The sequence below is a fragment of the Acidovorax sp. JHL-3 genome, assembly GCF_000526295.1.
Lineage (GTDB): Bacteria > Pseudomonadota > Gammaproteobacteria > Burkholderiales > Burkholderiaceae_C > Acidovorax > Acidovorax defluvii.
In genome coordinates this window covers 2,013,072-2,035,000 of sequence record NZ_JAFU01000001.1, presented here as the reverse complement: position 1 = coordinate 2,035,000, position 21,929 = coordinate 2,013,072, and the positions used below count along the sequence as shown (strand labels likewise).

At 59.0% G+C, this 21,929-nt stretch carries 22 protein-coding genes (1 of these 22 only partly in view); 1 reads left to right on the top strand and 21 read right to left on the bottom strand.

All coding sequences use genetic code 11. The features are described from left to right. From K226_RS0109580 to surE, 21 genes are all read right to left on the bottom strand, one after another. Positions 1-1,026, bottom strand: the 5' portion of a protein-coding gene (locus K226_RS0109580) for an ATP phosphoribosyltransferase regulatory subunit (protein WP_024814600.1). The gene continues 153 nt to the left of window position 1, outside the view; only the first 1,026 of its 1,179 coding nucleotides appear in the window; it begins with the start codon at positions 1,024-1,026; the stop codon falls past the left edge of the window. A 92-nt stretch (positions 1,027-1,118) separates the two neighbouring features. Beyond that, positions 1,119-1,304, bottom strand: coding sequence for a DUF2065 domain-containing protein (locus K226_RS0109575; RefSeq protein WP_024814599.1), 186 nt, complete (start codon positions 1,302-1,304; stop codon positions 1,119-1,121). A gap of 18 nt (positions 1,305-1,322) precedes the next feature. Continuing rightward, a complete protein-coding gene (gene hflC / locus K226_RS0109570) occupies positions 1,323-2,231 on the bottom strand; it encodes a protease modulator HflC (protein ID WP_024814598.1) in 909 nt (302 codons plus the stop codon). A gap of 9 nt (positions 2,232-2,240) precedes the next feature. Then, positions 2,241-3,602 (bottom strand): FtsH protease activity modulator HflK, encoded by a 1,362-nt coding sequence (gene hflK / locus K226_RS0109565; protein WP_024814597.1) that lies wholly within the window; start codon positions 3,600-3,602, stop codon positions 2,241-2,243. A gap of 53 nt (positions 3,603-3,655) precedes the next feature. Beyond that, positions 3,656-4,783: a GTPase HflX gene (gene hflX, locus K226_RS0109560; protein ID WP_035241626.1), complete on the bottom strand. Its 1,128-nt coding sequence runs from the start codon at positions 4,781-4,783 to the stop codon at positions 3,656-3,658. Positions 4,784-4,891: 108 nt separating this feature from the next. Further along, positions 4,892-5,149 carry an RNA chaperone Hfq gene (hfq, locus tag K226_RS0109555; protein WP_024814595.1) on the bottom strand — a complete coding sequence of 86 codons (258 nt, stop codon included), beginning with the start codon at positions 5,147-5,149 and terminating at the stop codon, positions 4,892-4,894. Between the two features lie 107 nt (positions 5,150-5,256). Then, a complete protein-coding gene (der, locus tag K226_RS0109550) occupies positions 5,257-6,600 on the bottom strand; it encodes a ribosome biogenesis GTPase Der (RefSeq protein ID WP_024814594.1) in 1,344 nt (447 codons plus the stop codon). Positions 6,601-6,613: 13 nt separating this feature from the next. Beyond that, positions 6,614-7,780 (bottom strand): outer membrane protein assembly factor BamB, encoded by a 1,167-nt coding sequence (bamB, locus tag K226_RS19480; RefSeq protein WP_081739350.1) that lies wholly within the window; start codon positions 7,778-7,780, stop codon positions 6,614-6,616. Continuing rightward, a complete protein-coding gene (locus tag K226_RS0109545) occupies positions 7,777-8,463 on the bottom strand; it encodes a tetratricopeptide repeat protein (RefSeq protein WP_024814593.1) in 687 nt (228 codons plus the stop codon). The genes bamB and K226_RS0109545 overlap by 4 nt, the downstream gene beginning before the upstream one ends. 14 nt (positions 8,464-8,477) lie before the next feature. Beyond that, positions 8,478-9,743 carry a histidine--tRNA ligase gene (gene hisS / locus K226_RS0109540; RefSeq protein WP_035241623.1) on the bottom strand — a complete coding sequence of 422 codons (1,266 nt, stop codon included), beginning with the start codon at positions 9,741-9,743 and terminating at the stop codon, positions 8,478-8,480. Between the two features lie 147 nt (positions 9,744-9,890). Further along, positions 9,891-11,162 (bottom strand): flavodoxin-dependent (E)-4-hydroxy-3-methylbut-2-enyl-diphosphate synthase, encoded by a 1,272-nt coding sequence (gene ispG, locus K226_RS0109535; protein WP_024814591.1) that lies wholly within the window; start codon positions 11,160-11,162, stop codon positions 9,891-9,893. An 8-nt stretch (positions 11,163-11,170) separates the two neighbouring features. Next, entirely contained in the window at positions 11,171-12,139 is a 969-nt protein-coding gene (locus tag K226_RS18850; protein WP_035240972.1) for a helix-turn-helix domain-containing protein, read from the bottom strand. After that, the gene (pilW, locus tag K226_RS0109525) at positions 12,132-12,965 is read right to left on the bottom strand and encodes a type IV pilus biogenesis/stability protein PilW (RefSeq protein ID WP_024814589.1); all 834 of its coding nucleotides are present in this window, start codon (positions 12,963-12,965) and stop codon (positions 12,132-12,134) included. The genes K226_RS18850 and pilW overlap by 8 nt, the downstream gene beginning before the upstream one ends. Positions 12,966-12,991: 26 nt before the next feature. After that, positions 12,992-14,113 (bottom strand): 23S rRNA (adenine(2503)-C(2))-methyltransferase RlmN, encoded by a 1,122-nt coding sequence (gene rlmN / locus K226_RS0109520; protein WP_024814588.1) that lies wholly within the window; start codon positions 14,111-14,113, stop codon positions 12,992-12,994. A gap of 84 nt (positions 14,114-14,197) precedes the next feature. Further along, a complete protein-coding gene (gene ndk / locus K226_RS0109515) occupies positions 14,198-14,623 on the bottom strand; it encodes a nucleoside-diphosphate kinase (protein WP_024814587.1) in 426 nt (141 codons plus the stop codon). 87 nt (positions 14,624-14,710) lie between these two features. After that, positions 14,711-16,282: a pseudouridine synthase gene (locus K226_RS19475; RefSeq protein ID WP_081739349.1), complete on the bottom strand. Its 1,572-nt coding sequence runs from the start codon at positions 16,280-16,282 to the stop codon at positions 14,711-14,713. After that, positions 16,279-17,019, bottom strand: a complete 741-nt coding sequence (gene scpB / locus K226_RS0109500) for an SMC-Scp complex subunit ScpB (RefSeq protein WP_024814584.1) — start codon at positions 17,017-17,019, stop codon at positions 16,279-16,281. Before scpB ends, K226_RS19475 begins: the two co-directional genes overlap by 4 nt. A 152-nt stretch (positions 17,020-17,171) precedes the next feature. Next, a complete protein-coding gene (locus K226_RS0109495; RefSeq protein WP_035241619.1) occupies positions 17,172-18,200 on the bottom strand; it encodes an RluA family pseudouridine synthase in 1,029 nt (342 codons plus the stop codon). Between the two features lie 62 nt (positions 18,201-18,262). After that, positions 18,263-19,144: a peptidoglycan DD-metalloendopeptidase family protein gene (locus tag K226_RS0109490; RefSeq protein ID WP_024814582.1), complete on the bottom strand. Its 882-nt coding sequence runs from the start codon at positions 19,142-19,144 to the stop codon at positions 18,263-18,265. Positions 19,145-19,155: 11 nt separating this feature from the next. Next, entirely contained in the window at positions 19,156-19,932 is a 777-nt protein-coding gene (locus K226_RS0109485; protein WP_024814581.1) for a protein-L-isoaspartate(D-aspartate) O-methyltransferase, read from the bottom strand. Then, positions 19,932-20,720 (bottom strand): 5'/3'-nucleotidase SurE, encoded by a 789-nt coding sequence (surE, locus tag K226_RS0109480; RefSeq protein WP_024814580.1) that lies wholly within the window; start codon positions 20,718-20,720, stop codon positions 19,932-19,934. The genes K226_RS0109485 and surE overlap by 1 nt, the downstream gene beginning before the upstream one ends. 165 nt (positions 20,721-20,885) lie before the next feature. Here surE and K226_RS0109475 point away from each other — a divergent pair, with 165 nt between their 5' ends. Then, complete coding sequence (locus K226_RS0109475; RefSeq protein WP_024814579.1) at positions 20,886-21,860, top strand: NADPH:quinone oxidoreductase family protein; 975 nt, start codon at positions 20,886-20,888, stop codon at positions 21,858-21,860. Positions 21,861-21,929 lie beyond the last annotated feature (69 nt).

Here is a 21,929-nt window from a genome sequence, read left to right as displayed (position 1 = left end):
CGCCGCAATGGCCGCATGGACGTCTTCCGAATCGCCCCACGGTGCCCGGATGGCAGCCTTGAGTACGCGCGGTGACACCACGCTCACCACCTGCTTGATGTCAAGGCTGAAGCCAGCGGCAGGCCGATTGCGACCAAACACGGCACCGACTTCGTCGTAGCGCCCACCTCGCACCAACGCATCGCTGGCGCCAGGGGCATAGATGGCAAAGCGCATTCCGCTGTAATAGGCGTAGCCCCTCAAATCGGCCAGATCAAAACTGACACGGACGCCTTGAACACGGGAGGCCAGCCACTTCAAATTCAATAGCACTTCGCGCACGCCAGGCGTGCGCTGCAGTGCTTTTTCTGCTTCAACAAGAACCTCTTCGTCGCCATACATCTGCAACAACGCCAGCAAGCCCTCGCGCGATGCCACGGGGAAATCGCGTGACAGGAAGGCCAACTCACTGGCGTCCTTGTTTGCCAAAGCAGTGTGGATGGACTGAAGCAAAGGGGCATCCACCGGCACACCGGCAAGCAAACTACGAACAATACGCACGTCAGCAAGGTCCACGCTGGTGTCCTGCACATTCGCAACCCGCAGGCAATCCAGGGATAGCTGCACAGCCTCAAGGTCAGCTTCCAACCCGGCATGGCCATAAATTTCTGCGCCAAACTGCAGAGGCTCACGCGTCGCATGAGGACGGTCAGGGCGCGTGTGCACCACCGGGCCGCAGTAACACAGTCGAGTTACACCCTTGCGATTCAACAAATGGGCATCAATGCGGGCGACTTGGGGTGTGGTGTCGGCGCGCAAACCTAGTGACCGACCAGAGAGCTGGTCGACCAACTTGAAGGTCTGCAGATCAAGCGCCTCGCCGGTTCCCGTCAGCAAAGACTCCAGGTGCTCCAGCAAGGGCGGCATGACAAGCTCATAGCCATAGCAGCGGGCTGTATCAAGCAGCCCGCGACGCAATTCTTCGATGTGCCGTGCTTCAGACGGCAAGACATCGGCAATGTGATCCGGCAGGACCCAAGCAGACATGGAAATTGGAAGGCTGTTAAAAACGCGATTCTACCGGCAGGGACGAAGTAACCCGAAAGCCCCCGCAGGCTTGGGAGTCGCGCTCGGCAGAATCAGAAAAGCAGCATCACGATGCCAGACAGAATGCAAAGCAATGCAAAGAACCGAATTTGGCCATCACGCAACTGCACCATTTGCGTAAACACACGGCGCCAGCTGGCAGGTGACAGGAACGGCAAGAGCCCCTCGATCACCAACACCAAAGCGAACGCCGTCCAGAGACTATCGGTCAACTCCATGTAATGCAGCCAATGGCATCATTTGCGGGCCGGCTGCACAGCGGAGGAACTCGAGCCACCCCGAAAGACCTTGAAAAACTCAGACGAAGAAGGGTCCAGCACCATAACGTCGCTCTTCTTGCTGAAGCTTGCCTTGTAAGCCTCAAGACTGCGATAGAACTGAGCAAATTGAGGGTCGCGGCCAAAAGATTCAGCATAAATGCGCGCGGCCTCGGCATCCCCTTCACCCTTCACTTTTTGCGCATCGCGGTAGGCATTGGCAATGGTGATCTCGCGCTGACGATCCGCATCGGCACGGATCTTCTCCCCTTCAGCTCCGCCCGTGGAACGCAACTCATTGGCCACGCGCTTGCGCTCTGCCTCCATACGGCGATAGACGGATTCCGTGATCGCCTCAACATAGTCCACCCGGGTAATGCGAACATCGACAACGTCTACACCCCAAGGCTTGGCACCGCGGACGGTTTCCAGAACCTCGCGCTTCACGTCTGCCATCAAGTCCTCTCGCTTGAGTGACAAGAGTTCTTTGACGGTTCGCTTGTTGATTTCTTCCTGAAACGCATTACGCACCACCCGATTGAGCTGCATTGCACCGGCAGTCTCATCCAGACCGACATTGCGAATGTATTCAGTGGGTTCGGAAATGCGCCAGCGCACATACCAATCGATCACCACACGTTGTTTTTCCGCCGTCAGCATGGGCTCGGTATCCGTGCTGTCGAGCGTCAACAACCGCTTGTCGATATAGGACACATTCTGAAATGGCGGCGGCAGCTTGAAGTTCAGCCCCGGTTCCGTGATGACCTCCTTGATCTGCCCGAGGGCGTACAGCACACCAAACTGGCGCTGATCCACCACGAAGAGCATGGAGCTCATCAATGCGAGAACTACCAGAACGGTAGAAGCAATAAATCCAACTCGGTTCACAAAATGCTCCTATCGGGTTTCACGGTCACGCGTGCGACTGCTGTCACGCGCACGGGAATCGTTCGACAAACTACCGGCCGCAGCCGATGACGGCACCGCAACCGCCCCGCCACTGGCGGGTACTTCAACAGCGCCGGACGACTGCGCAACTCCCTGCATGATCTTGTCCAGCGGCAGATAGAGTAGGTTCGAACCCTGCCGGGACTCCACCAACACCTTGGTGACGTTGCCATAAATCTGCTGCATGGACTCCAGGTACATCCGGTCACGCGTAACCTGAGGGGCCTTCTGGTATTCCGCCAGAACGGAAGTGAAACGTTGTGCATCACCTTGGGCTTGGGCCACGATGCGGGCCTTGTAAGCGGCCGCCTCTTCCTTCAGGCGCGAAGCAGAGCCAACAGCACGTGGAATCACATCGTTGGCATAGGCCTCCGCTTCGTTCTTTGCCCGCTCCCTCTCCTGCCCAGCCTTCAATACATCGTCAAAAGATGCCTGAACCTGCTCAGGTGGGCGCACGCCTCCTTGCTGCAAATTAATGCCAACCACCTCCACGCCCACTTTGTAGCGATCCAGGATTGTCTGCATCAAGGTGCGCACCCTTGGTGCAATCTGATCGCGCTCTTCAGCCAAAGCTGTGTCCATACGCATCTTGCCAACCACCTCGCGCACCGCAGTCTCTGCAGCCTGCACCACGGCATCTGCTGGATTCTTGCTTTCAAAAAGCCAAGCCCGGGCATCGCTCAAGCGGTACTGGACAGCAAACTTGATTTCGACAATGTTTTCATCTTCGGTCAACATGGCCGACTCGCGCAGCCCGGTGCTTTTGATGACATTGTCCCGCCCCACGTCAGCAGATCGTATCTGGGTCACAAAAACCAGTTCGTGACGCTCGATCGGATAAGGAAGACGCCAGTTGAAACCAGCCCCTTTCGTACTCTGGTATTTGCCAAATTGCGTAATGACTGCCTGCTGACCTTCCTGGACGATAAAAATACCGGTCCCCATCCAGATCACAAAAACAATACCGGCAATGAGCCCGATGCCCACGCCAGCACTCTTCATGTCTGGTTGAAACCCACCTCCATTGCCCCCACCAGGACCGCGCGAGCCACCGTTCTTGTTGCCGAACAGCCCGCCCAGCTTACGGTTGAGGTCGCGCCACAATTCATCCAGATCAGGCGGTTGCCCGGTGGGGCCGGAATCACGCCCACGCCCCCCAGCAGCCGGTGCTGGTGGGCGCTCAGGCTCAGGGCGACTGCCATCCTCTGCCTTGTCCTCGCCGCGCCCCCATCGTGGATCGTTCAAATTGAACATCCCACGGATGCGTTCCGGCAGCATGGCCCAGCGTGGGTTACGGTTTTGGAAATTCATGCGCAAAATCTCTGGTTCTCTGATGACATTGTTTCAACCGGCATTGTGCCCAATCAAGACGCTTCGGTCGGGAATTCAGCGAGATCGCCTGGGGTCATGTCAGTCTGGGCCGCAAGTAGGGTCTGGGCCAATTTCTGCCGCAGCGCACCTAGACCCTCACCAGTCTTCGCACTGACAAACAGACGGTCTACTGGTCGACCGTCCAGGTCGTACATATCCTGCAACAAGGCGGGGCGCTGCTCAGGCGGCACCGCATCAAGTTTGTTGAACACCAGCAGTTGGGCAATATCGGCCGCACCGATCTCGCGCAACACCCGTTGAACTTGATCGATCTGCTCAGGAAAGTTGGGGTTGGATGCATCGACGACATGCAGCAGCAAATCCGCATCCACCGCCTCCTGCAGCGTGGCCTGGAAGGCATCTACCAGGCCGTGCGGCAAATCTCGGATAAAGCCGACGGTGTCGGATAGCGACACGGATCTATCGGCCTCCCCCAAATACAGTTGCCGCGTTGTTGTATCCAGTGTTGCAAACAGCTGATCAGCAGCATACGCCCTGGCCTTTACCAAGGCATTGAACAAGGTCGATTTACCGGCGTTGGTATAGCCCACCAGGGAAATATTGAAGGTTTCACGCCGCTCACGCTGGCGCCGTTGGGTCGAGCGCTGGCGCTTCACCTTGACAAGGCATTCCTTGGTCCGTTTGACAGCGTCGCTGATCATGCGGCGATCAAGCTCAATCTGAGTTTCGCCCGGCCCCCCACGCGCACCGATTCCGCCCCGCTGACGCTCCAGGTGCGACCATCGACGAACGAGGCGAGTACTCAGGTACTGCAGACGAGCCAATTCGACCTGCAGTTTGCCTTCGTGGCTGCGTGCTCGCTGCGCAAAAATCTCCAGAATCAGCAACGTTCGATCATTCACCGGCAATTCAAGATGACGCTCGAGATTGCGCTGCTGTGCGGGACTCAGCGATTGGTCAAAAAGCACTTCTACGGCACCGTGCATTTGGGCAAGCATACGGATCTCATCCGCCTTGCCCGAGCCGACAAAAAGCGCAGCATCCGGCGCCTTGCGCTTGCACGTGATGCGCGCAACGGGCTCAAGACCAGCAGTTTGCGCCAGCAACCCCAGCTCTTCGAGGTTTGAATCGAAATGGGGAAGCCCGAAATCGACGCCCACCAAAAGTACTGGAGCGCTGGGAGTGCGAGTGGAATCAGTGGAACTCAAACGAACCGGCCCATCTGCGGGGCCGACCTTTGATGGTCGGCTGTGCGACGCCATCCACAATCAGACGCCGCTGTTGTCGGCATCCGGGGCGGCGTCTGGTGTCAAGAAATTGACTGCACGTCCCGGCACAATTGTGGATATGGCGTGCTTATAAACCATCTGGGTCACTGTGTTGCGCAGCAACACCACATATTGGTCAAATGATTCGATTTGTCCCTGCAGCTTGATACCGTTCACCAGATAAATGGAGACCGGCACATGCTCCTTGCGCAAGGCGTTCAGGAAAGGATCTTGCAGAAGTTGGCCTTTATTGCTCACGATATGCTCCGTGTTCAAGTGTTGTTGTAAACCAGCACCTTACCACAGCGCGCACCGCAGCCAAGCATAGACCTGCGTCAAACCCCTCCGCAGTTCACGCTCTTGCTCTAACTGGCGTCTTTGTCGGCAAAGGGATTGTGAGAAGTCTTCATTTCAATGCGCAGCGGCGTCCCCACAAGATCGAATTCTTTGCGGAACCGCCCCTCCAGAAACCGCTTGAAAGCATCTGTCACATGCTCCAGGGAATTACCGTGGATCACAATAACCGGTGGATTCATGCCGCCTTGGTGGGCGTAACGCATCTTGGGGCGGAACATGCCCGCGCGCTTGGGCGCCTGAAATTGCACCGCCTCCAAAAGCACTCGTGTAAGCACCGGTGTCGACATCTTGCAGGTAGCCGCCTTGTGCGCTTGGGCAATGGAAACCCACAGGGGGCCAAGACCCTGCCTCTTTTTCGCCGAAATGAAATGCATTGCTGCAAATTTCAAGAATGCCAGCCGTGTCTCAATGGAGCGCTCAAGTAGTTGGCGCTGATAGTCATCGACGGCGTCCCACTTGTTGACGGCCAGAACCACAGCGCGCCCGCTCTCAAGAATGTAGCCCGCAATGTGTGCGTCCTGGTCTGTCACACCCTGGGTGGCGTCCAGCAACAGCAACACTACATTCGCTGACTCGATCGCCTGCAGGGTTTTAACCACCGAGAACTTTTCGATTGCTTCAAACACCTTCCCCTTGCGGCGCAGACCGGCAGTGTCTACCAACTCAAATCGTTGCCCGTTGCGCTCAAAAGGCACCGTGATGGCGTCGCGCGTGGTGCCCGGCATATCAAATGCCACCAGCCGCTCTTCACCCAGCCACGTGTTGATCAGGGTGGACTTGCCCACATTGGGACGACCGGCAACCGCCAACTTGATCACGCCTTTATCGACGCTTTCTTCGGTGTCGTCCGGATCCGGCAAATGAAGCGGCTCAAGAGCAAGATCGACCAGCCCCCGGATACCCTGTCCGTGGGCGGCTGACACAGGGTAGACGTCTCCAAGGCCTAGTTCATAGAACTCTGCCAGCTGAATGCCCTGCAGCATGCCCTCGGCTTTGTTTGCCACCAGAATGCACGGTTTGCCAAGGCGACGCAGATAGTTCGCAATATCGTGATCCTGTGCCGAAACACCCGCGCGGGCATCCACTACAAAGATCACCACATCGGCCTCCGCCACTGCCTGCTGCGTTTGCTTGGCCATCTCGCGGTAGATGCCGCTCGATGCGTCTGGCTCGAATCCCCCTGTGTCGATAACGATGTACTCGTGCTTGCCTTGCTTGCCGTTGCCGTAGTGCCTGTCGCGCGTCAATCCAGCAAAGTCGGCCACGATGGCATCCCGCGACTTTGTAAGACGGTTGAACAACGTGGATTTTCCGACGTTCGGACGCCCCACGAGGGCGATAACTGGCTTCATTGAATGCAATCCATTAATCAGGACGGAAGCCGTATATCCCGCCATTGCGGGTTACGGCCACCAAGGTATCCGCAGCGACAACCGGCGCGGCGGCGATGCCGGAGGCATCCGTGGTCAAGCGATTCAAGGGACTGCCGTCGTTGCGAGACAGCAGATGCACGAGCCCGGCATCGTCCCCTACAACAACCGACCGCCCCAGGAGCAGCGGAGCCGTTAACTTTCGAAATTTGAGCCTATCCGATGTCCACGCACGCGTACCATCTGCTCTTCTCCAGGCAATCATTGAGCCATTGCTCTCAGACCCAAAGACAAGTTCGCCGTCACCATGGATGCCATCGCTTCCAGCAGCAAGTTGTGTCCAGGCCACGGTTCCCCGTGAAGTGTTCACACAGCCCACCGTCGCTTGAAATGAGCGTGCGCAGACACTGTCGCCGACACGAGAAACGCGGCCTACCAGTTCAACCAAACGCTCCACGTCGTTGGTGCCACGGGCACTGGCGAGAGGGGCCTCCCACCGTACACTGCCATTGTCAGGATTGAACCCAACGAGTCGTCCTGACAACCCGACCACCAGCGTGTCGCCCACAGCCAGAAGCACCCCGGATTGGCGCAACACCAAAGGCTCACCCGGGCGGGATTGAATCCACAAACGTCGCCCCGTCATTGCATCGTAGGCAGAAACCGACCGGTCAGCAGAAAGGACGAAAATGCGGTTTCCTGCAACCAAGGGGGCTGTGAATGTCTGCGTCTGCAGAGGCTGACGCCAAAGCTCACGACCAGACTCCATCACCACCAAAGCATTGCTGCGGGAAACTACGGCAGTCCATTTTCCGTCGCTTCCCACACCGGCCGAAAGAGGCTCCCCCAGCGCCGTGCGCCAAAGATCTGCCCCTGAGCGAGCATCCAAAGCAACCACAACGCCGTCCGCCGATGCGAGTGTCACCACATGGCCGCTGACATGCATATCCAAAGGAAGGCCCGCGATGCTTCCGATCCGCGCGGTCCATACATGGTTGACCCCCAGCACGGGCACATTGGGCCCAAGATCTGCAGGCACAGGCTTGGAGCTCCCGCCCCAGAGAGAGCAACCACTCAAAACTGCCCCGACCAAAAGCACGGACGCGACATGCCTGGCGTACGAGATCCAAAGCGAGGAACACGAGGTTAGAGCGAATCTCATTTTTTGTTCTCAGGTGTTGCACCAGCAGTCACATCAGCACCTTGTGGACGGACACCCAGTGCGTTGAGCTTGACTTCCACCAAACGGCGATATTCCACGCGGTCATCAAACGCCTTGAATGCGCGGTTGTACTCAGTAACGGCTTGATCCTGTTTCCCCTGCAGAATCAAGATATCCCCCTTGCGATCCGCGACAACCGCCTCGAACTCGGCTGGAAATGAGCCCGAGACCTGCTTGAGCGCTTCGTCCAGTTCCTTCTGATCCATCAGTACACTGGAAAGACGCAATCTGGCAAGCGCCTTGTAGCCGTCATCACTGGCCTTTTCTGCAACCCAAGTCAATGCTTCACTGGCGCCTTTGATGTTGCCGACATCCAGCATGGATTTTGCAAGCATCAGCCCAGCTTGGGCTGTCTGCGTTGTTCCCGCATAGCTGGCGCGCAGATCGCCGAATGCCTGCTCCATGCGAGCCTGGTCACCGGCACGAGCGGCTACATCCACGGCGTCAAAAAGTGCTGCCGCCTGAATTGCCTGGCGATTCTGCCAATACTGGTACCCATTCCAGGCTGCTACAGAGCCAAAAATCAAGATTGCCAAGGCACTGATCAATGTCCCCCAGGTATTCCAAAAATGCTTGAGTTGATCAAGCTGCTCTTGTTCTTCGAGATCGAGGTGATTAGCCATGAATTTATTTGGAATTAACGGGAAAATTGCAGGGCGCTGGCCCACTCGGAAACGCTATCGAGGCGGTGTTCGGTCTGCATGCCACTGCCATCTCGCAATGACTTGCACAGCACCACGCCACGCGCCAACTCATCTGATCCAAAAACAAGCGCATACCGTGCACCGCTGGCATCTGCTTTCTTAAACTGGGATTTCATGCTACCCATGCCCTCACCCGACACAGGGGCACCATGCATCTGCACGCGGACACCGTGCCCACGCAAACGCTCAAGGGTTGTAATGGCAATAGGCAAGGTCGTCATATCCGGGATAACAGCATATACATCCGGACATACCGGGGGAATGGCTCCACCTTGCTCTTTCAGGAGCTCCAGAACGCGCTCTACTCCAAGCGCCCAGCCAACCGCAGGAGCGGCCTTGCCACCAATCTGCTCGACAAGATAGTCATAGCGTCCCCCACCGCAAATGGTGCCCTGTGAGCCCAACTGGTCGGTAACAAACTCAAACACGGTGAGATTGTAGTAATCCATCCCACGCACCAAGCGAGGATTGACCCGCCAAGACACTCCGTTGGCATCCAGAATGGCCTTCACTGCATTGAAATGGCTGAGGGACGCTTCGCCGAGAAAATCAATCAATCGAGGTGCCGCCTCGACAATCGACTGCATGGCAGGATTCTTCGTGTCCAGAATTCGCAGGGGATTGCTGTGCAAGCGACGGCGAGCCTCCTCGTCCAGAGCATCTGTATGGTGCTCCAGGTAGCCGATCAAAGCGGCTCGGTGCGCCTTGCGTTCGTCTGGCTGTCCCAGACTATTGAGTTCAAGGCGCACGTTTTGCAGGCCAAGCTCTTTCCACAACGCATTGGCAAGCAAAATCAATTCAGCATCCAGTTCAGCACCAGGAAACCCAAGCGCTTCCGCACCGATCTGATGAAATTGACGGTATCGTCCCCGCTGCGGGCGTTCATGGCGAAACATCGAACCCATGTAATACAAACGTTTTCCACCGTCATACAACATGGAGTGTTCAGCGACCGCACGCACCACTCCCGCCGTTGCCTCCGGCCGCAAAGTCAATTGCTCGCCGTTCAAGCGGTCCTCAAAAGAGTACATCTCCTTCTCGACAATGTCAGTGACCTCACCCAGGCCGCGCACAAAGAGCGAAGTCGGCTCCACAATGGGAGTACGAATGTTGCGATACGCATACCGCTCCATGAGTGCTCTAACCTTGCTCTCCAGCCATTCCCACCGTGCGGATTCGGGTGGCAGGATGTCGTTCATGCCTTTGACAGCGGTCAGCTTTTCAAGCTTCGACACAAGGGTTCCTTTTTCTATGCTCACAGCAATATTTTTCTTTTGGAAATAGGAAAACGAGAAACAGGGCTTGCCAACAACTGGCCGTTCAACCCTGCGGTGACCGGCTTACGGCTATGCAGCCGAGGATCCGGCACCAAACCGTTTTTCAATGTAGTTTTCGACAATTTGGTGAAATTCATTGGCAATGTTGTCACCACGTAGCGTGAGGGCTTTTTCACCATCGATAAACACCGGAGCCGCGGGCACTTCGCCAGTTCCTGGAAGGCTGATTCCGACATCCGCATGCTTGCTTTCACCAGGGCCGTTCACGATGCACCCCATGACCGCAACCTTGAGACTTTCCACACCGGGATAACGCACACGCCACACGGGCATCTGCGCACGAAGGAAATCATCAATCTGTTTGGCCAGATCCTGAAACGTTGTGCTGGTGGTGCGACCACAGCCGGGACAGGCTGTCACGCTGGGCACGAACATCCGCAATCCCAACGACTGCAGAATCTCAGATGCCACCACAACTTCCTGCGTCCGGGCCTCCCCCGGCTGGGGCGTGAGCGAAACCCGGATCGTATCGCCGATACCCTCTTGCAGCAGGATCGATAAGGCGGTGGCAGAGGCGACAGTTCCCTTGGTGCCCATACCTGCTTCTGTCAGCCCCAGATGGAGCGCATAGTCGCAACGGCGTGCCAGCTCACGGTAAACCGAGATCAAATCCTGAACGCCGCTGACCTTGCACGACAGGATGATCTGGTTGCCGTCCAGACCCATGTCTTCAGCACGACGAGCCGATTCCACTGCCGAGGTGATCAGCGCTTCATACATCACCTGGCGCGCATCCCAGGGGAGGGGTCGGCGGCTATTGGCATCCATCAGGCTGGCAAGAAGCTCTTGATCAAGACTACCCCAGTTCACACCGATGCGAACCGCCTTGTTCCACCGCATCGCAGCTTCGATCATCTGGCCAAACTGGCGATCACGCTTGTCACCTTTGCCAACATTGCCCGGATTGATACGGTACTTCGACAGTGCCTGTGCACAATCCGGAAAATCCGTCAGGAGCCGATGCCCGTTGTAATGAAAATCCCCGACCAAAGGAACGCTTTCCCCCATACGGTCGAGTTGCTCCCGGATATACGGAACCGCTGCTGCCGCTTCCGGTGTGTTGACGGTAATACGAACAAACTCAGACCCTGCCTGAGCGAGTTCTTTCACCTGGATTGCCGTGCCGATGGCATCTACGGTGTCCGTGTTGGTCATGGACTGGATGCGCACAGGCGCATCACCACCCACCGTGACTATGCGAGAGCCCCACACCACCTGCGCCTGCCTGGAACGGCGAGGAGACGGTGCCGCCACGTTGATCGCTGCAGTATCGCTGACCATTTTTTCCACTATTTCACCTCGAAGCGAGCGACATTTTCACGGGAAACGGGCCCGATATCGTAGGGCTTGCCGCGAACAAAAACTTCCGTGGCATCTGCCCGCCCGATCACAACAGCCAGCGGCAACACGCCGGACACAGAAACCAGCTCGTTGGGCGCCAAATTGCGCTGCAAGACCAGTGCACCTGCCACATCACGAACCTGTATCCACGACTCGCTACGTGCTTTGAAAGCGAGAACACCGGAGGGTGCATCGGCGGCAGGCGCGCTGCTGGGGGCAGATGCTTCCACCGACGGCAAGACGATGGGATGTGAAGCGATTCCAGCAGGCTTGATCGATTCCCCAGCAGGCAATTCGACACCCACACCAGCTGCAGCTGCAGGGGCAGGGGCAGGGGCAGGGGCAGCGGAAGGGACGCGCTGTTCTGCACCCACTGCAACCGAAATTTCCTGCGCGACGTTCCCTGTAGGCATCGGAATTTTTGTAGTTGTTTCCGGTTGCTTGAGCAAAGCCGATAAATCCGCATCCAGGCCCCGGGGCAGGAACATCATCAAAGCCGCGCCGATCAACAACAAGCCAACAGCCCATACGAAGGATCTGGAGCCGGCCCCCTTGAACGGAGCCGCAGACGATCTACCGGCGAATCCCTTGACGGGCGCGTTCAAACCCACATCTCCGGCAGAGAGTCTAGGTCCCTCCCCCTGGGGCAGAAGCGCCAGAACAGCTTGAGGATCTATCTTGAGGGTGCGACAGACACTGGACGCCAGTGCACGGACGAACACCATGTCCGGCAATGCAGAAAAATTATCCGCCTCCAGTGCTTCAAGCTTGGCAACAGGCACCTTCAGGGCAACGGCCAATGCGGCAATGTGCAGCCCTGCCGCCTCACGGGCATCTCGCAGCAATGCACCCGCCGTCACTGACATACCTTGGCCAGGCGTGTCAGCTGCAGACGACGCAACCAACAACTCACTCATTGAATGCCCCGCGTTCAAAAGCACCCCACTCACGCGAATCAAGGAACCGCTTGCGCAGCTGATCAGCGAGTTGCCTCATAGCCACGGTGTCGCCCAAAGCACGCTCTACCTTGATCCCCAGCCACAGCGATTCTGCGTTGGCGTATTCGCTGTTATTGAGACGTCGGATGTAAAACTGCGCACGACTCAGATCATTGCGACGCAAAAGGAGTGCCGACAAGTGATAGCCAACCACAGGGTTGGCAGCATCCAGTTCGTAGGCCTTGATCAGCGACTGCTCGGCCTCTGCATAGCGCTCAGCGCCAACTTGACAAAGTCCCTTCGCCATCAATGTTTTGCTGCGCGCAGCGTAGGCAGGATTGTTCAGTGCACGGGAAAAGTTCTGATCAGCTTCTGCGTATTTTTTCTGCTGACACAGAAGCCAGCCAAAGTTGTGCGAGAGATTGGCGTCGCCAGGGCGCAAAGCCAGTGCCCGGCGAAAACTCTCTTCTGCCTGCGGAAAATCGTTGAGGCGCAAATAGATGAGACCGCGCAAGTTGTAGGCATCGGCATAGGTCGGATCAGATGCAAGCGATTGCTTGACCTCATCCAAAGCGACGGCAGTTTGCCCCATCTCGAAATAATTGGATGCCAGCTCCAAGCGGATTCGGGCACGGCGGCGCGCTTCAGGTTCGTCGGACGGCGTCACCAGATCCGCAGAGGATTCAGGCGCCGATGTCCCGCCATTGGTCGCACATCCTCCAAGCGCAAAAAAACAGGTCAAGGCACCACAAGCCATGAGCGTCCAGCGGCAATATTGCTGCCAGCGTCCAATCGATCCCACCATGTAGCGCCTCCTTAATAAGTAGCGACTTAAGTCACCTGTTTGAGCACGATTGTGCGTTGCTTTGCCATGCGCGCAGCCGCATGCGTACGGTCTTTGACATCGCCGGCCAGTTGGCCGCATGCGGCATCAATATCATCCCCGCGCGTCTTGCGCACTGTCGTGACAATTCCCGCGCCACTTAGTACTTTTGCAAAAGCGGCGACCTGTGCCTGAGAAGAACGCAAGAGTCCTGAGGCAGGAAATGGGTTGAACGGAATCAGGTTGAATTTGCAGCGGATCGCGTGGCCACGAACTGGTTTGACCAACTCAATCAATTGATGGGCATGCTCAATCTGATCGTTCACGCCATCGAGCATGCAGTATTCAAATGTGATGAAATCCCTTGGCGCATGTTCAAGGTAGCGGTGGCAAGCTTCCAGCAACTCCTGGATCGGGTATTTTCGGTTCAGCGGAACCAGAAAATCCCGCAGCGCATCATTGGGCGCATGCAACGAAACTGCAAGGGCCACCGGACAGTCCTGCGACAAGCGATCCATCATGGGGACAACGCCCGACGTAGACACTGTGACCCGCCGGCGCGACAGTCCGTAAGCATGGTCGTCCAGCATAACCTTCAGCGCGGGCACAAGGGCAGCATAGTTTTGCAGCGGCTCGCCCATGCCCATCATCACCACATTCGAAATAATGCGGGAAGATGATCCCAGGCGTCTGCGCAAGGCGTGCTCGGCGAACCACAGCTGCGCAACAATTTCACCCGTGGTGAGATTGCGACTGAAGCCTTGGTGCCCGGTCGAGCAAAACCGGCACCCAACCGCACAGCCGGCCTGCGACGATATGCAAAGGGTTCCCCGGTCATCCTCAGGAATAAAAACGGATTCGACAGCATTGCCACCGCCCACGTCAAATAGCCATTTGACGGTGCCATCGGCCGAGACATGCTCACTGATGACAGGCAGGGCCTGCACATGCGCACAGCCCTTGAGCTTGGCGCGCAAGGCAGCAGCCAAGTCGCTCATGGCATCAAAATCATCAGCCCCCCGCTGGTGAATCCAGCGGAAAAGCTGCGTGGCACGAAACCGCTTTTCTCCGAGCTGCCCACAAAAGTCGGCTAACCCGTCGAGGTCAAATTCAAGAAGATTGGTTTTCATGGTTGCCGCGTCCAAAATCGGTCGCAGCTGCCCCCAGCGCTTGCTTTATCCAACAGCATTGGAACGAGCGTGGGGACGATCATGTCAGCGCGAGTAGACGTTCATGCCTGGGAAGAAGAACGCGATCTCCACCTGAGCAGTTTCAGGCGCATCGGAACCGTGCACGGCGTTGGCATCAATGCTGTCTGCAAAGTCAGCACGAATGGTACCGGCCTCAGCCTTCTTGGGATCCGTTGCACCCATCAGTTCGCGGTTCTTCAAAATCGCGTTCTCGCCTTCCAGCGCCTGAATCATGACGGGGCCGGAAATCATGAAATCAACCAGATCCCTGAAGAAAGGACGTGCCTTGTGCACCGCATAGAACTGCTCAGCCTCCAGGCGCGAGAGGTGCGCCATGCGGGCAGCAACGACCTTGAGGCCAGCGGCTTCAAAGCGGGCATAGATCTGGCCGATGACATTCTTGGCAACTGCGTCGGGCTTGATGATGGAAAGAGTACGTTCGATGGCCATTTTGATTTCCTGATGTGATGTTGCTGTAATTTTTTCGCCCGTCGGGCAAAGCTTTCGATTCTAACCGGGCAAGGAATCCCCAAAGAATTAGCGATTTCCGCCGCGACGCTGCCCGCCGCCGCCAGTACGCCCACCGCCGCCCGTGCGGCGCTGATCCTGACGGTGGCGTGACAAACTGTCCACGCCAATGTATCCGACCGACGTTTTCATGGGATCGGGTTGTGCACTGCCTCGCTGGCGATCCGGGTTTCCACCTCGTGCACTCGGATCATCAGACCTGCGAGGTGCCTGTCCACGCGGTCCACCTGCACTGCCGTTGGCTCCTGGCGGACGCTTTCGGCCATCACCCATGCGTTTACCGCCGCCTCCACGGCTCCGATTCCCCCGGTCTCCACCAGTGGGCACTTCGTTGCTGCGGGCCTCGGGGGCTTCCGGGCGTCCAGCCGAGGCGGCCTGAACCAGGGCCCGAATATCGCTCTCATCGAGCTCCAGCCAGGCCCCTCTTTTCAGCCCCCGGGGCAAGACCATTGCGCCGTAGCGGATCCGGATCAGGCGACTGACAGCGTGGCCCACCGCCTCCAGCATGCGACGAACCTCGCGATTGCGCCCTTCCGATATGGTGACGCGATACCAGCAATTGGAGCCTTCACCACCTCCATCCTCGATCGAACCAAACGCAGCCATGCCGTCGTCCAGCCGAACGCCGTCCAGCAGGTGCTGTTTTTCTTCGTTGCTCAGGGCTCCCAGGACGCGCACGGCATATTCCCGCTCCAGTCCAAACCGGGGGTGCATCAGCTTGTTGGCCAACTCACCCGAGCTGGTGAACAGAAGCAGACCCTCAGTGTTCAGATCCAGGCGACCGACGGACTGCCATTTGCCTTGTTGCAAACGAGGAAGCTTGCGAAACACCGTCGGCCGGTTTTGCGGGTCATCGTGGGAAACCACCTCGCCAACAGGCTTGTGGTAAGCAATAACACGCGCAGGTGGAGGATCAATTCGATAGCGGATCGGCTTGCCATTCACCTTCACCTGATCGCCAAACTGCACGCGTTGACCAATGTGCGCAGGCTCGTTGTTCACCGAGATCCTGCCTTCAAGAATCAACTGCTCCATCTCCAGACGAGAGCCCAGCCCGGCCTGCGCAAGCACCTTGTGAAGTTTGGGCGTTTCCACCTGAGGCAACAGCACGCGCTTGGTTGCTACGGCCTCGCCACCGACCTCATCGGCATCGAAACGACCCGAAATGACATCTTCAAACTGGTAACCATCGACCGCGGCAGCCGTAGATCGCTTTCCAGACCCGGTGAGGCCAGCTGGGCGCGGCGTCGCCTGGCGCCTGGCACCGGCCTCGCGCTTGCCAGCGGTCGACTGCGACGTGGTAATTCCGCCGTCAGATGGAACATCGGCATTGCTCAATGGAGCTGCTGACGCCAGTGCGGGCTCATGTTCCGCGGCAAGATTCGCCGACAGGTGCAGTGCATCGCCCTCGCCGGAGAACCCGGCTGGAGCCTCAATCACCACATCCCCAGCGACGCCAGCCATTGGCTCCGCTTTTTTGCGGGTGTTTTTGCGTGCTACAGCTTTTTTGGCAGGCACTGCGACGTCAGAACTCTCCGTCTCTTGAGACATGTCCTGAGGATCTGAAGTGGAATCGTTCATAAATTATTTCCCGTGACGCCCCCTGGGGCGCCAACTTGTTCATCACGGAGATCCGTCTCCGCACTTGGCTTGGCCTGCGTCTGCTGCTGCGCCTCTTGCAAATCCATCCCGGACAACCCTTCATCGCCCAAAGGAAGGCGGTTTGGAACATCGTCTCCATCCATCTCCAAGGTGCCCTGCAGGTTTCCCAACGAGGCCATTGCCTCCAGGACATTGGAGCTACCGGTGGGGTCATCCAGCACCGGCAACTGGTCCAGCGACTGCAGCCCCAAGTCGTCCAGAAACTGGCGTGTGGTGGCAAACAGCGCAGGGCGGCCTACGGTTTCCCGATGCCCAATGACCTCCACCCAACCTCGATCCTCCAGTTGCTTCACGATCAGACTATTGACCGTGACACCCCGGATATCTTCGATATCTCCGCGCGTCACCGGCTGGCGGTAGGCAATGATGGCCAATGTCTCCAGCGTGGCACGGGAATAGCGCGGGGGCTTCTCCGGGTGAAGCTTGTCCAGGTACTCCCGCATTTCGGGGCGGCTTTGGAATCGCCAACCAGAAGCCACCTGCACCAGCTCGACCCCTCGCAGGGCCCAGTCCTGCTGAAGCTCCTGCAAGAGGACTTTCAGTGTGTCCGACCCCAGCGCATCATCAAAAAGTACACGCAGCTCTCGCACAGCCATGGGCTGCGCAGCGCAGATCAGGGCGGTTTCGAGGACCCGTTTGGCATCCACCGTATTCATGGTTCAGCGATTCCGGGAAAATTTGGCCATGTGCCGATAGCAGGCACCACACCAACTGCAGGAGTCAATCAAGAGCGCACCAGGAAGAAACTCTGGAGCGACGCACCACTTGGCGGGAGACCGCCTTCGGGCGAACACGGCCTGGCAGACCGTCAGGGCGGATTGTAGCCCAGGCCCCACTGCGACAACGCCTGCGCCAGATCGTCCGGCAATGGTGCGCGAAACTCGAGCGCCCGCCCTGAGACCGGATGCGCAAAACACAGCCGATAGGCATGAAGCGCCTGGCGCTCCATTCCCGCAGCATAAGCCCCTCCATAAAGACTGTCGGCAACCAGCGGGTGCCCGATGGATGCCATGTGCACCCGAATCTGATGGGTGCGCCCAGTGTGCAAGGTGCACTCCACCCAGCAACCGAGGTCATTGCCTGCAAGCCATCGCACATCCGTGCGCGCAGTTTTTCCGGGATGACTGTCCAGGTCGACTACAGCCATGCGCAAACGGTTGCGTGGATCGCGCCCGATGGGGGCTTGCACCGTCCGGCTGTGGGGCCCCGTCCAGGGCCGGTGCGCCAAGGCCAGGTATTGCCGATGCACTGCCCGCTCGGCGATCATGCACACGAGCGCATCCATAGTGGCCCGATCCTTGGCAACAACCATCAGGCCACTGGTGTCCTTGTCAAGGCGGTGCACGATGCCCGCGCGGGGCACCCATTGCGCCTTTTCATCGCGCGCAAGAAGCCCGTTCAGCAGCGTTCCACCCCAGTTTCCCGGGGCGGGATGAACGACCAGGCCCGCCGGCTTGTTAATTACCAGCAGGTGCTCGTCTTCGTAAACCACATCGATGGGCAGCGACTCCGGGCGAAATGCCTGGCTCTGCAGCGTCGGGCGCATCTCGACCGAGACCGGGTCGCCGGCCTTCACCCGCACAGCCGCCTTGGTGGCCGGACGACCGTTCAGTGAAACAAGACCCTGCGACAGAAGCTGCTGCAGATAGCTGCGGGAAAACTCGGGCACCAGCTCGACCAGCGCGCGGTCCAGGCGCGCGCCATGCTGGGCCACACCCACCACCACTTGCCGCAACTCGGATTCAGCCTCGGCAAGGCCAGTAAACTCATCCGATAAGCCGAGTTCATCCGGGGTTTCGGCCGAACCCGCGGCAGACACGGCCCTACCGGCTGTTATTTCGTCGAGACGGCCCGTTGGGGCTGCATCAGGCACGGCAGACAGTGCGACAGAAGTCAAACTCAACGCGCTGGCAAGTAGCGGACAGGGTCCACGGGTTTGCCCTGGCGCCGAATTTCGAAGTGCAGCTTGACGCGGTCAGCATCCGTACTGCCCATTTCCGCAATTTTTTGGCCGCGCCGCACCGTCTGGTCTTCCTTGACCAGCAATGCCTGGTTGTGCGCATAGGCGGTCAAAAAGGTGTTGTTGTGCTTCAAAATAACGAGATTGCCATAGCCCCGCAGACCGGCGCCCGCATACACCACCCGCCCGTCAGCCGCCGCAAGAACCGGGTCTCCGGCTTTACCGGAAATATCGTAGCCCTTGTTACGGGCCTCATCAAAGCCTGCCAGCAGAGTGCCAGAAGCAGGCCAGATGAAAGGAACGTCGTCTTCCGATGAGGCTGCTGCCGCAGCGGAGGTAGGGGCTGGGATTGGCGCAGGCACAGCCACCGCAGCACTGGCGGCAGGCTTGGGCGTGCTGGCAGCCGAAGCAGGAACAACAGCCGAAGAGGCAACAGGACGCGCCACCACGCCCGTTTCGGTGGCCGCCGTGGCCGAGGGGGGCGCCACTCGCAGCACCTGCCCCACCTCGATCAGGTTGGCATTGTCCAGGTTGTTCCAGCGCGCAATGTCCTTCCAGCCTTGGCCATTTTCAAGGCCAATGCGAATCAGCGTATCTCCGGCCTTGACAGTGTAGTAACCCGGTTTTCCTGCATTCTCAGCCCCCGGCAAGGGCTTGATGGGTGTCACCACCACGCCAGGCACTGACGAAGGCGACGACGAGGCAGAAGACGTTCCACGGTCCTCCACGGGAGCCTTCGTCATACGGGTTCCGCAGCCAGCAAGCACCAGCGCCGTCAACGTGACGGAAACCCCAACGACAAGACTACGTGATACCAACATAAGCATTCCCTTCAGGCAATCCCCGATTTTAGAGGGACAAAATGAACCGGTTCGAGAACGCTTTGTTTCAATCCGTGCGCGGTTTTGTCGATGACAAGCAACACTTGCTGCCCGCCAGCAAGCGCCATGGGCGCCACGAGGCGCCCGCCCAAGGCCAATTGATCACACCAGGCCTGCGGTACGGCTTCGCCGCCAGCCGCTGCGATGATGGCCGCATAGGGTGCGCCCTTGGCATAACCTTGCATGCCATCGCCAAACAACAGGTGCACATTGGCCAGCCGCAGATGGCGCAGATTGTCGCGCGCCTTCTCGTGCAGGCCGCGCAAGCGCTCGATCGAATACACCTCGCGCGCTAGACGACCAAGCACCGCGGCCTGGTAGCCGCAGCCGGTGCCGATTTCGAGCACCCGGCCCAACCCGCCGGCGCGCGCGCACTCGGCGCCCAACAGCAGTTCGCACATGCGCGCCACCACGCTGGGCTTGGAAATGGTCTGCGCCAGGCCGATGGGCAAACTGGTGTCTTCGTAAGCCTGATTCACCAACGCACTATCAACAAAGCGGTGCCGCTCCACCGACGAGAGGGCCTGAAGCACCAATGGTGATGCAATGCCGCCCGCCGCGAGCTTTTGCACCATGCGCGCGCGCACCGCAGCCGAATCCAGCCCAACACCGTGGGGCGCTGCCGGCACATTGGGGCGCACTGTCGGGCGCAACGGGGCTGGCGCAGGCTTGGAGGCGGCACCCCCAGCGCCATCCAGGCGGGCCGGAAAACCGGGTCTGCGCTGCATCACCGCTGCGGGGCCACTGAACCAGCGGTCACCAAGCGGGACGCCGTCTGCGCCCAATAACCCAGATTGTCGTGGTCGGTCAGATCCACCTTCAACGGGGTCACCGACACATGCCCCTGGGCTGTCGCGTGAAAATCGGTGCCTTCAGCTTCATCCTTGGCTGCGCCAGCCCCGCCGATCCAATACATCACGTCCCCGCGCGGGCTCTCCTGCACGATCACCCGCTCGGCCGCATGGCGGCGTCCCAAGCGGCACAGTTTCAGGGGGCGCAATGCCTGCAGCGGCATGTTCGGAATGTTGATATTGAGCAACCACGGCGCCTCGGCCACCAGGTTCTGCGCCATCATCTGCGCAACGATTTCGCGGGTTTTGTGCGCCGCAGCCTCGATTTCGCCCCAGCCTTTGTCCACCTGGGATACCGCCATGGCCGGAATGCCAAAAAGAAACCCCTCCATGGCAGCGCCCACGGTGCCCGAATAGATGGTGTCGTCGCCCATGTTGGCGCCGTTGTTGATGCCGGATACCACCAGATCGGGTCGGTATCCCAGCAGTCCCGTGAGGGCGATATGAACGCAATCGGCCGGCGTGCCATTCACATAGCGAAAGCCGTTGGCTGCCTTGTGTACATACAGCGGTGAATGCAGGGTAAGCGCGTTGGACTTGGCACTGTTGTTGTGCTCGGGGGCAACGACCTCCACCTCCACCCCGTCAAGGGTTTTGAGCGCATCGTGCAGCGCCACGATGCCTGGCGCCTGGTAGCCGTCGTCGTTGGAAATGAGAATCTTCATGGTTGCAGTAGAGGTTGCAACGGATTGTAGGTGCGGCACCCCGCGCGCGAACGCCCGGGGTCAGCGAGCGGCTGCCAACGCGGCCGTCGCTCGGGGGACAACCCCTGCGCGGCCCCCCCACCTATCATGCGCCCCATCATCAAGAGACAGACCGGAGACATACCCATGCACGCTTGGCTTTGCACGAACCCCACCGGCGTTGACGCGCTCACCTGGACCGAACTGCCCACCCCCACCCCCAAAGCGGGCGAGGTGCTCATCGAGATCAAGGCCGCCAGCCTGAACTTTCCGGATCTGCTGATCGTGCAGAACAAGTACCAGATGAAGCCACCCCTGCCATTTGTGCCAGGATCGGAGTACGCAGGCGTGGTGGCGGCCGTGGGCGATGGGGTCACCCACCTGAAGGTCGGCCAGAGCGTGGCCTGCCTGTCGGGCACCGGTGGCTTTGGCACCCACACCATTGCCCCGGCGGCCCTGTGCATGCCGTTGCCAGACGGCTTTTCGCATGTGGATGCGGCCGCATTCATCATGATCTACGCCACATCCCACCACGCGCTGGTGGATCGCGCCCAGCTCAAGGCCGGCGAAACCGTGCTGGTGCTCGGCGCCGCAGGCGGCGTGGGCACCGCAGCCATACAGATCGCCAAGGCCATGGGCGCACGCGTGATCGCAGCGGCCTCCAGCGATGAAAAATGCGCGCTGTGCACCTCGATTGGCGCCGACGCCACCATCAACTACAGCAAGGAAAACCTGCGCGATGCGATCAAGGCCTTGACCGATGGCAAGGGGCCGGACGTGATTTACGACCCCGTGGGCGGTGACTTTGCCGAGCCGGCCTTCCGCTCTATCGCCTGGCGCGGCCGCTACCTGGTGGTGGGTTTTGCCTCGGGGCCCATCCCGGCACTGCCATTCAACCTGGCGCTCCTCAAGGGTGCCTCCATCGTGGGCGTGTTCTGGGGCGACTTTGCCAAGCGCGAGCCCAAGGCCAATGCCGCCATGATGGGCGAGCTGGCCCAGTGGTATGGCCAGGGCAAGATCAAGCCCGTGATCGACCGCACCATGCCCATGGCCGAGCTGCCCGCGGCCTATGCCCACATGGGCTCGCGCGGCGTGATGGGCAAGCTGGTCATGGTTAACTGAAATCGAACCACCGAGGCGGACGGCTTTGCCGTGAAGCCGCCGCCCTGTGTCAAACTCGCGCACCCCAGA

Excerpts from the sequence above, each read along its gene's own strand:
- K226_RS0109575 (WP_024814599.1), bottom strand. The coding sequence starts at position 1,304 with ATGGAGTTGACCGATAGTCTCTGGACGGCGTTCGCTTTGGTGTTGGTG.
- hflK (WP_024814597.1), bottom strand. The coding sequence starts at position 3,602 with ATGAATTTCCAAAACCGTAACCCACGCTGGGCCATGCTGCCGGAACGC.
- der (WP_024814594.1), bottom strand. The coding sequence starts at position 6,600 with ATGAAGCCAGTTATCGCCCTCGTGGGGCGTCCGAACGTCGGAAAATCC.
- bamB (WP_081739350.1), bottom strand. The coding sequence starts at position 7,780 with ATGAGATTCGCTCTAACCTCGTGTTCCTCGCTTTGGATCTCGTACGCC.
- K226_RS0109545 (WP_024814593.1), bottom strand. The coding sequence starts at position 8,463 with ATGGCTAATCACCTCGATCTCGAAGAACAAGAGCAGCTTGATCAACTC.
- hisS (WP_035241623.1), bottom strand. The coding sequence starts at position 9,743 with ATGAACGACATCCTGCCACCCGAATCCGCACGGTGGGAATGGCTGGAG.
- ispG (WP_024814591.1), bottom strand. The coding sequence starts at position 11,162 with ATGGTCAGCGATACTGCAGCGATCAACGTGGCGGCACCGTCTCCTCGC.
- K226_RS18850 (WP_035240972.1), bottom strand. The coding sequence starts at position 12,139 with ATGAGTGAGTTGTTGGTTGCGTCGTCTGCAGCTGACACGCCTGGCCAA.
- pilW (WP_024814589.1), bottom strand. The coding sequence starts at position 12,965 with ATGGTGGGATCGATTGGACGCTGGCAGCAATATTGCCGCTGGACGCTC.
- rlmN (WP_024814588.1), bottom strand. The coding sequence starts at position 14,113 with ATGAAAACCAATCTTCTTGAATTTGACCTCGACGGGTTAGCCGACTTT.
- ndk (WP_024814587.1), bottom strand. The coding sequence starts at position 14,623 with ATGGCCATCGAACGTACTCTTTCCATCATCAAGCCCGACGCAGTTGCC.
- K226_RS19475 (WP_081739349.1), bottom strand. The coding sequence starts at position 16,282 with ATGAACGATTCCACTTCAGATCCTCAGGACATGTCTCAAGAGACGGAG.
- scpB (WP_024814584.1), bottom strand. The coding sequence starts at position 17,019 with ATGAATACGGTGGATGCCAAACGGGTCCTCGAAACCGCCCTGATCTGC.
- K226_RS0109490 (WP_024814582.1), bottom strand. The coding sequence starts at position 19,144 with ATGTTGGTATCACGTAGTCTTGTCGTTGGGGTTTCCGTCACGTTGACG.
- K226_RS0109485 (WP_024814581.1), bottom strand. The coding sequence starts at position 19,932 with ATGCAGCGCAGACCCGGTTTTCCGGCCCGCCTGGATGGCGCTGGGGGT.
- surE (WP_024814580.1), bottom strand. The coding sequence starts at position 20,720 with ATGAAGATTCTCATTTCCAACGACGACGGCTACCAGGCGCCAGGCATC.
- K226_RS0109475 (WP_024814579.1), top strand. The coding sequence starts at position 20,886 with ATGCACGCTTGGCTTTGCACGAACCCCACCGGCGTTGACGCGCTCACC.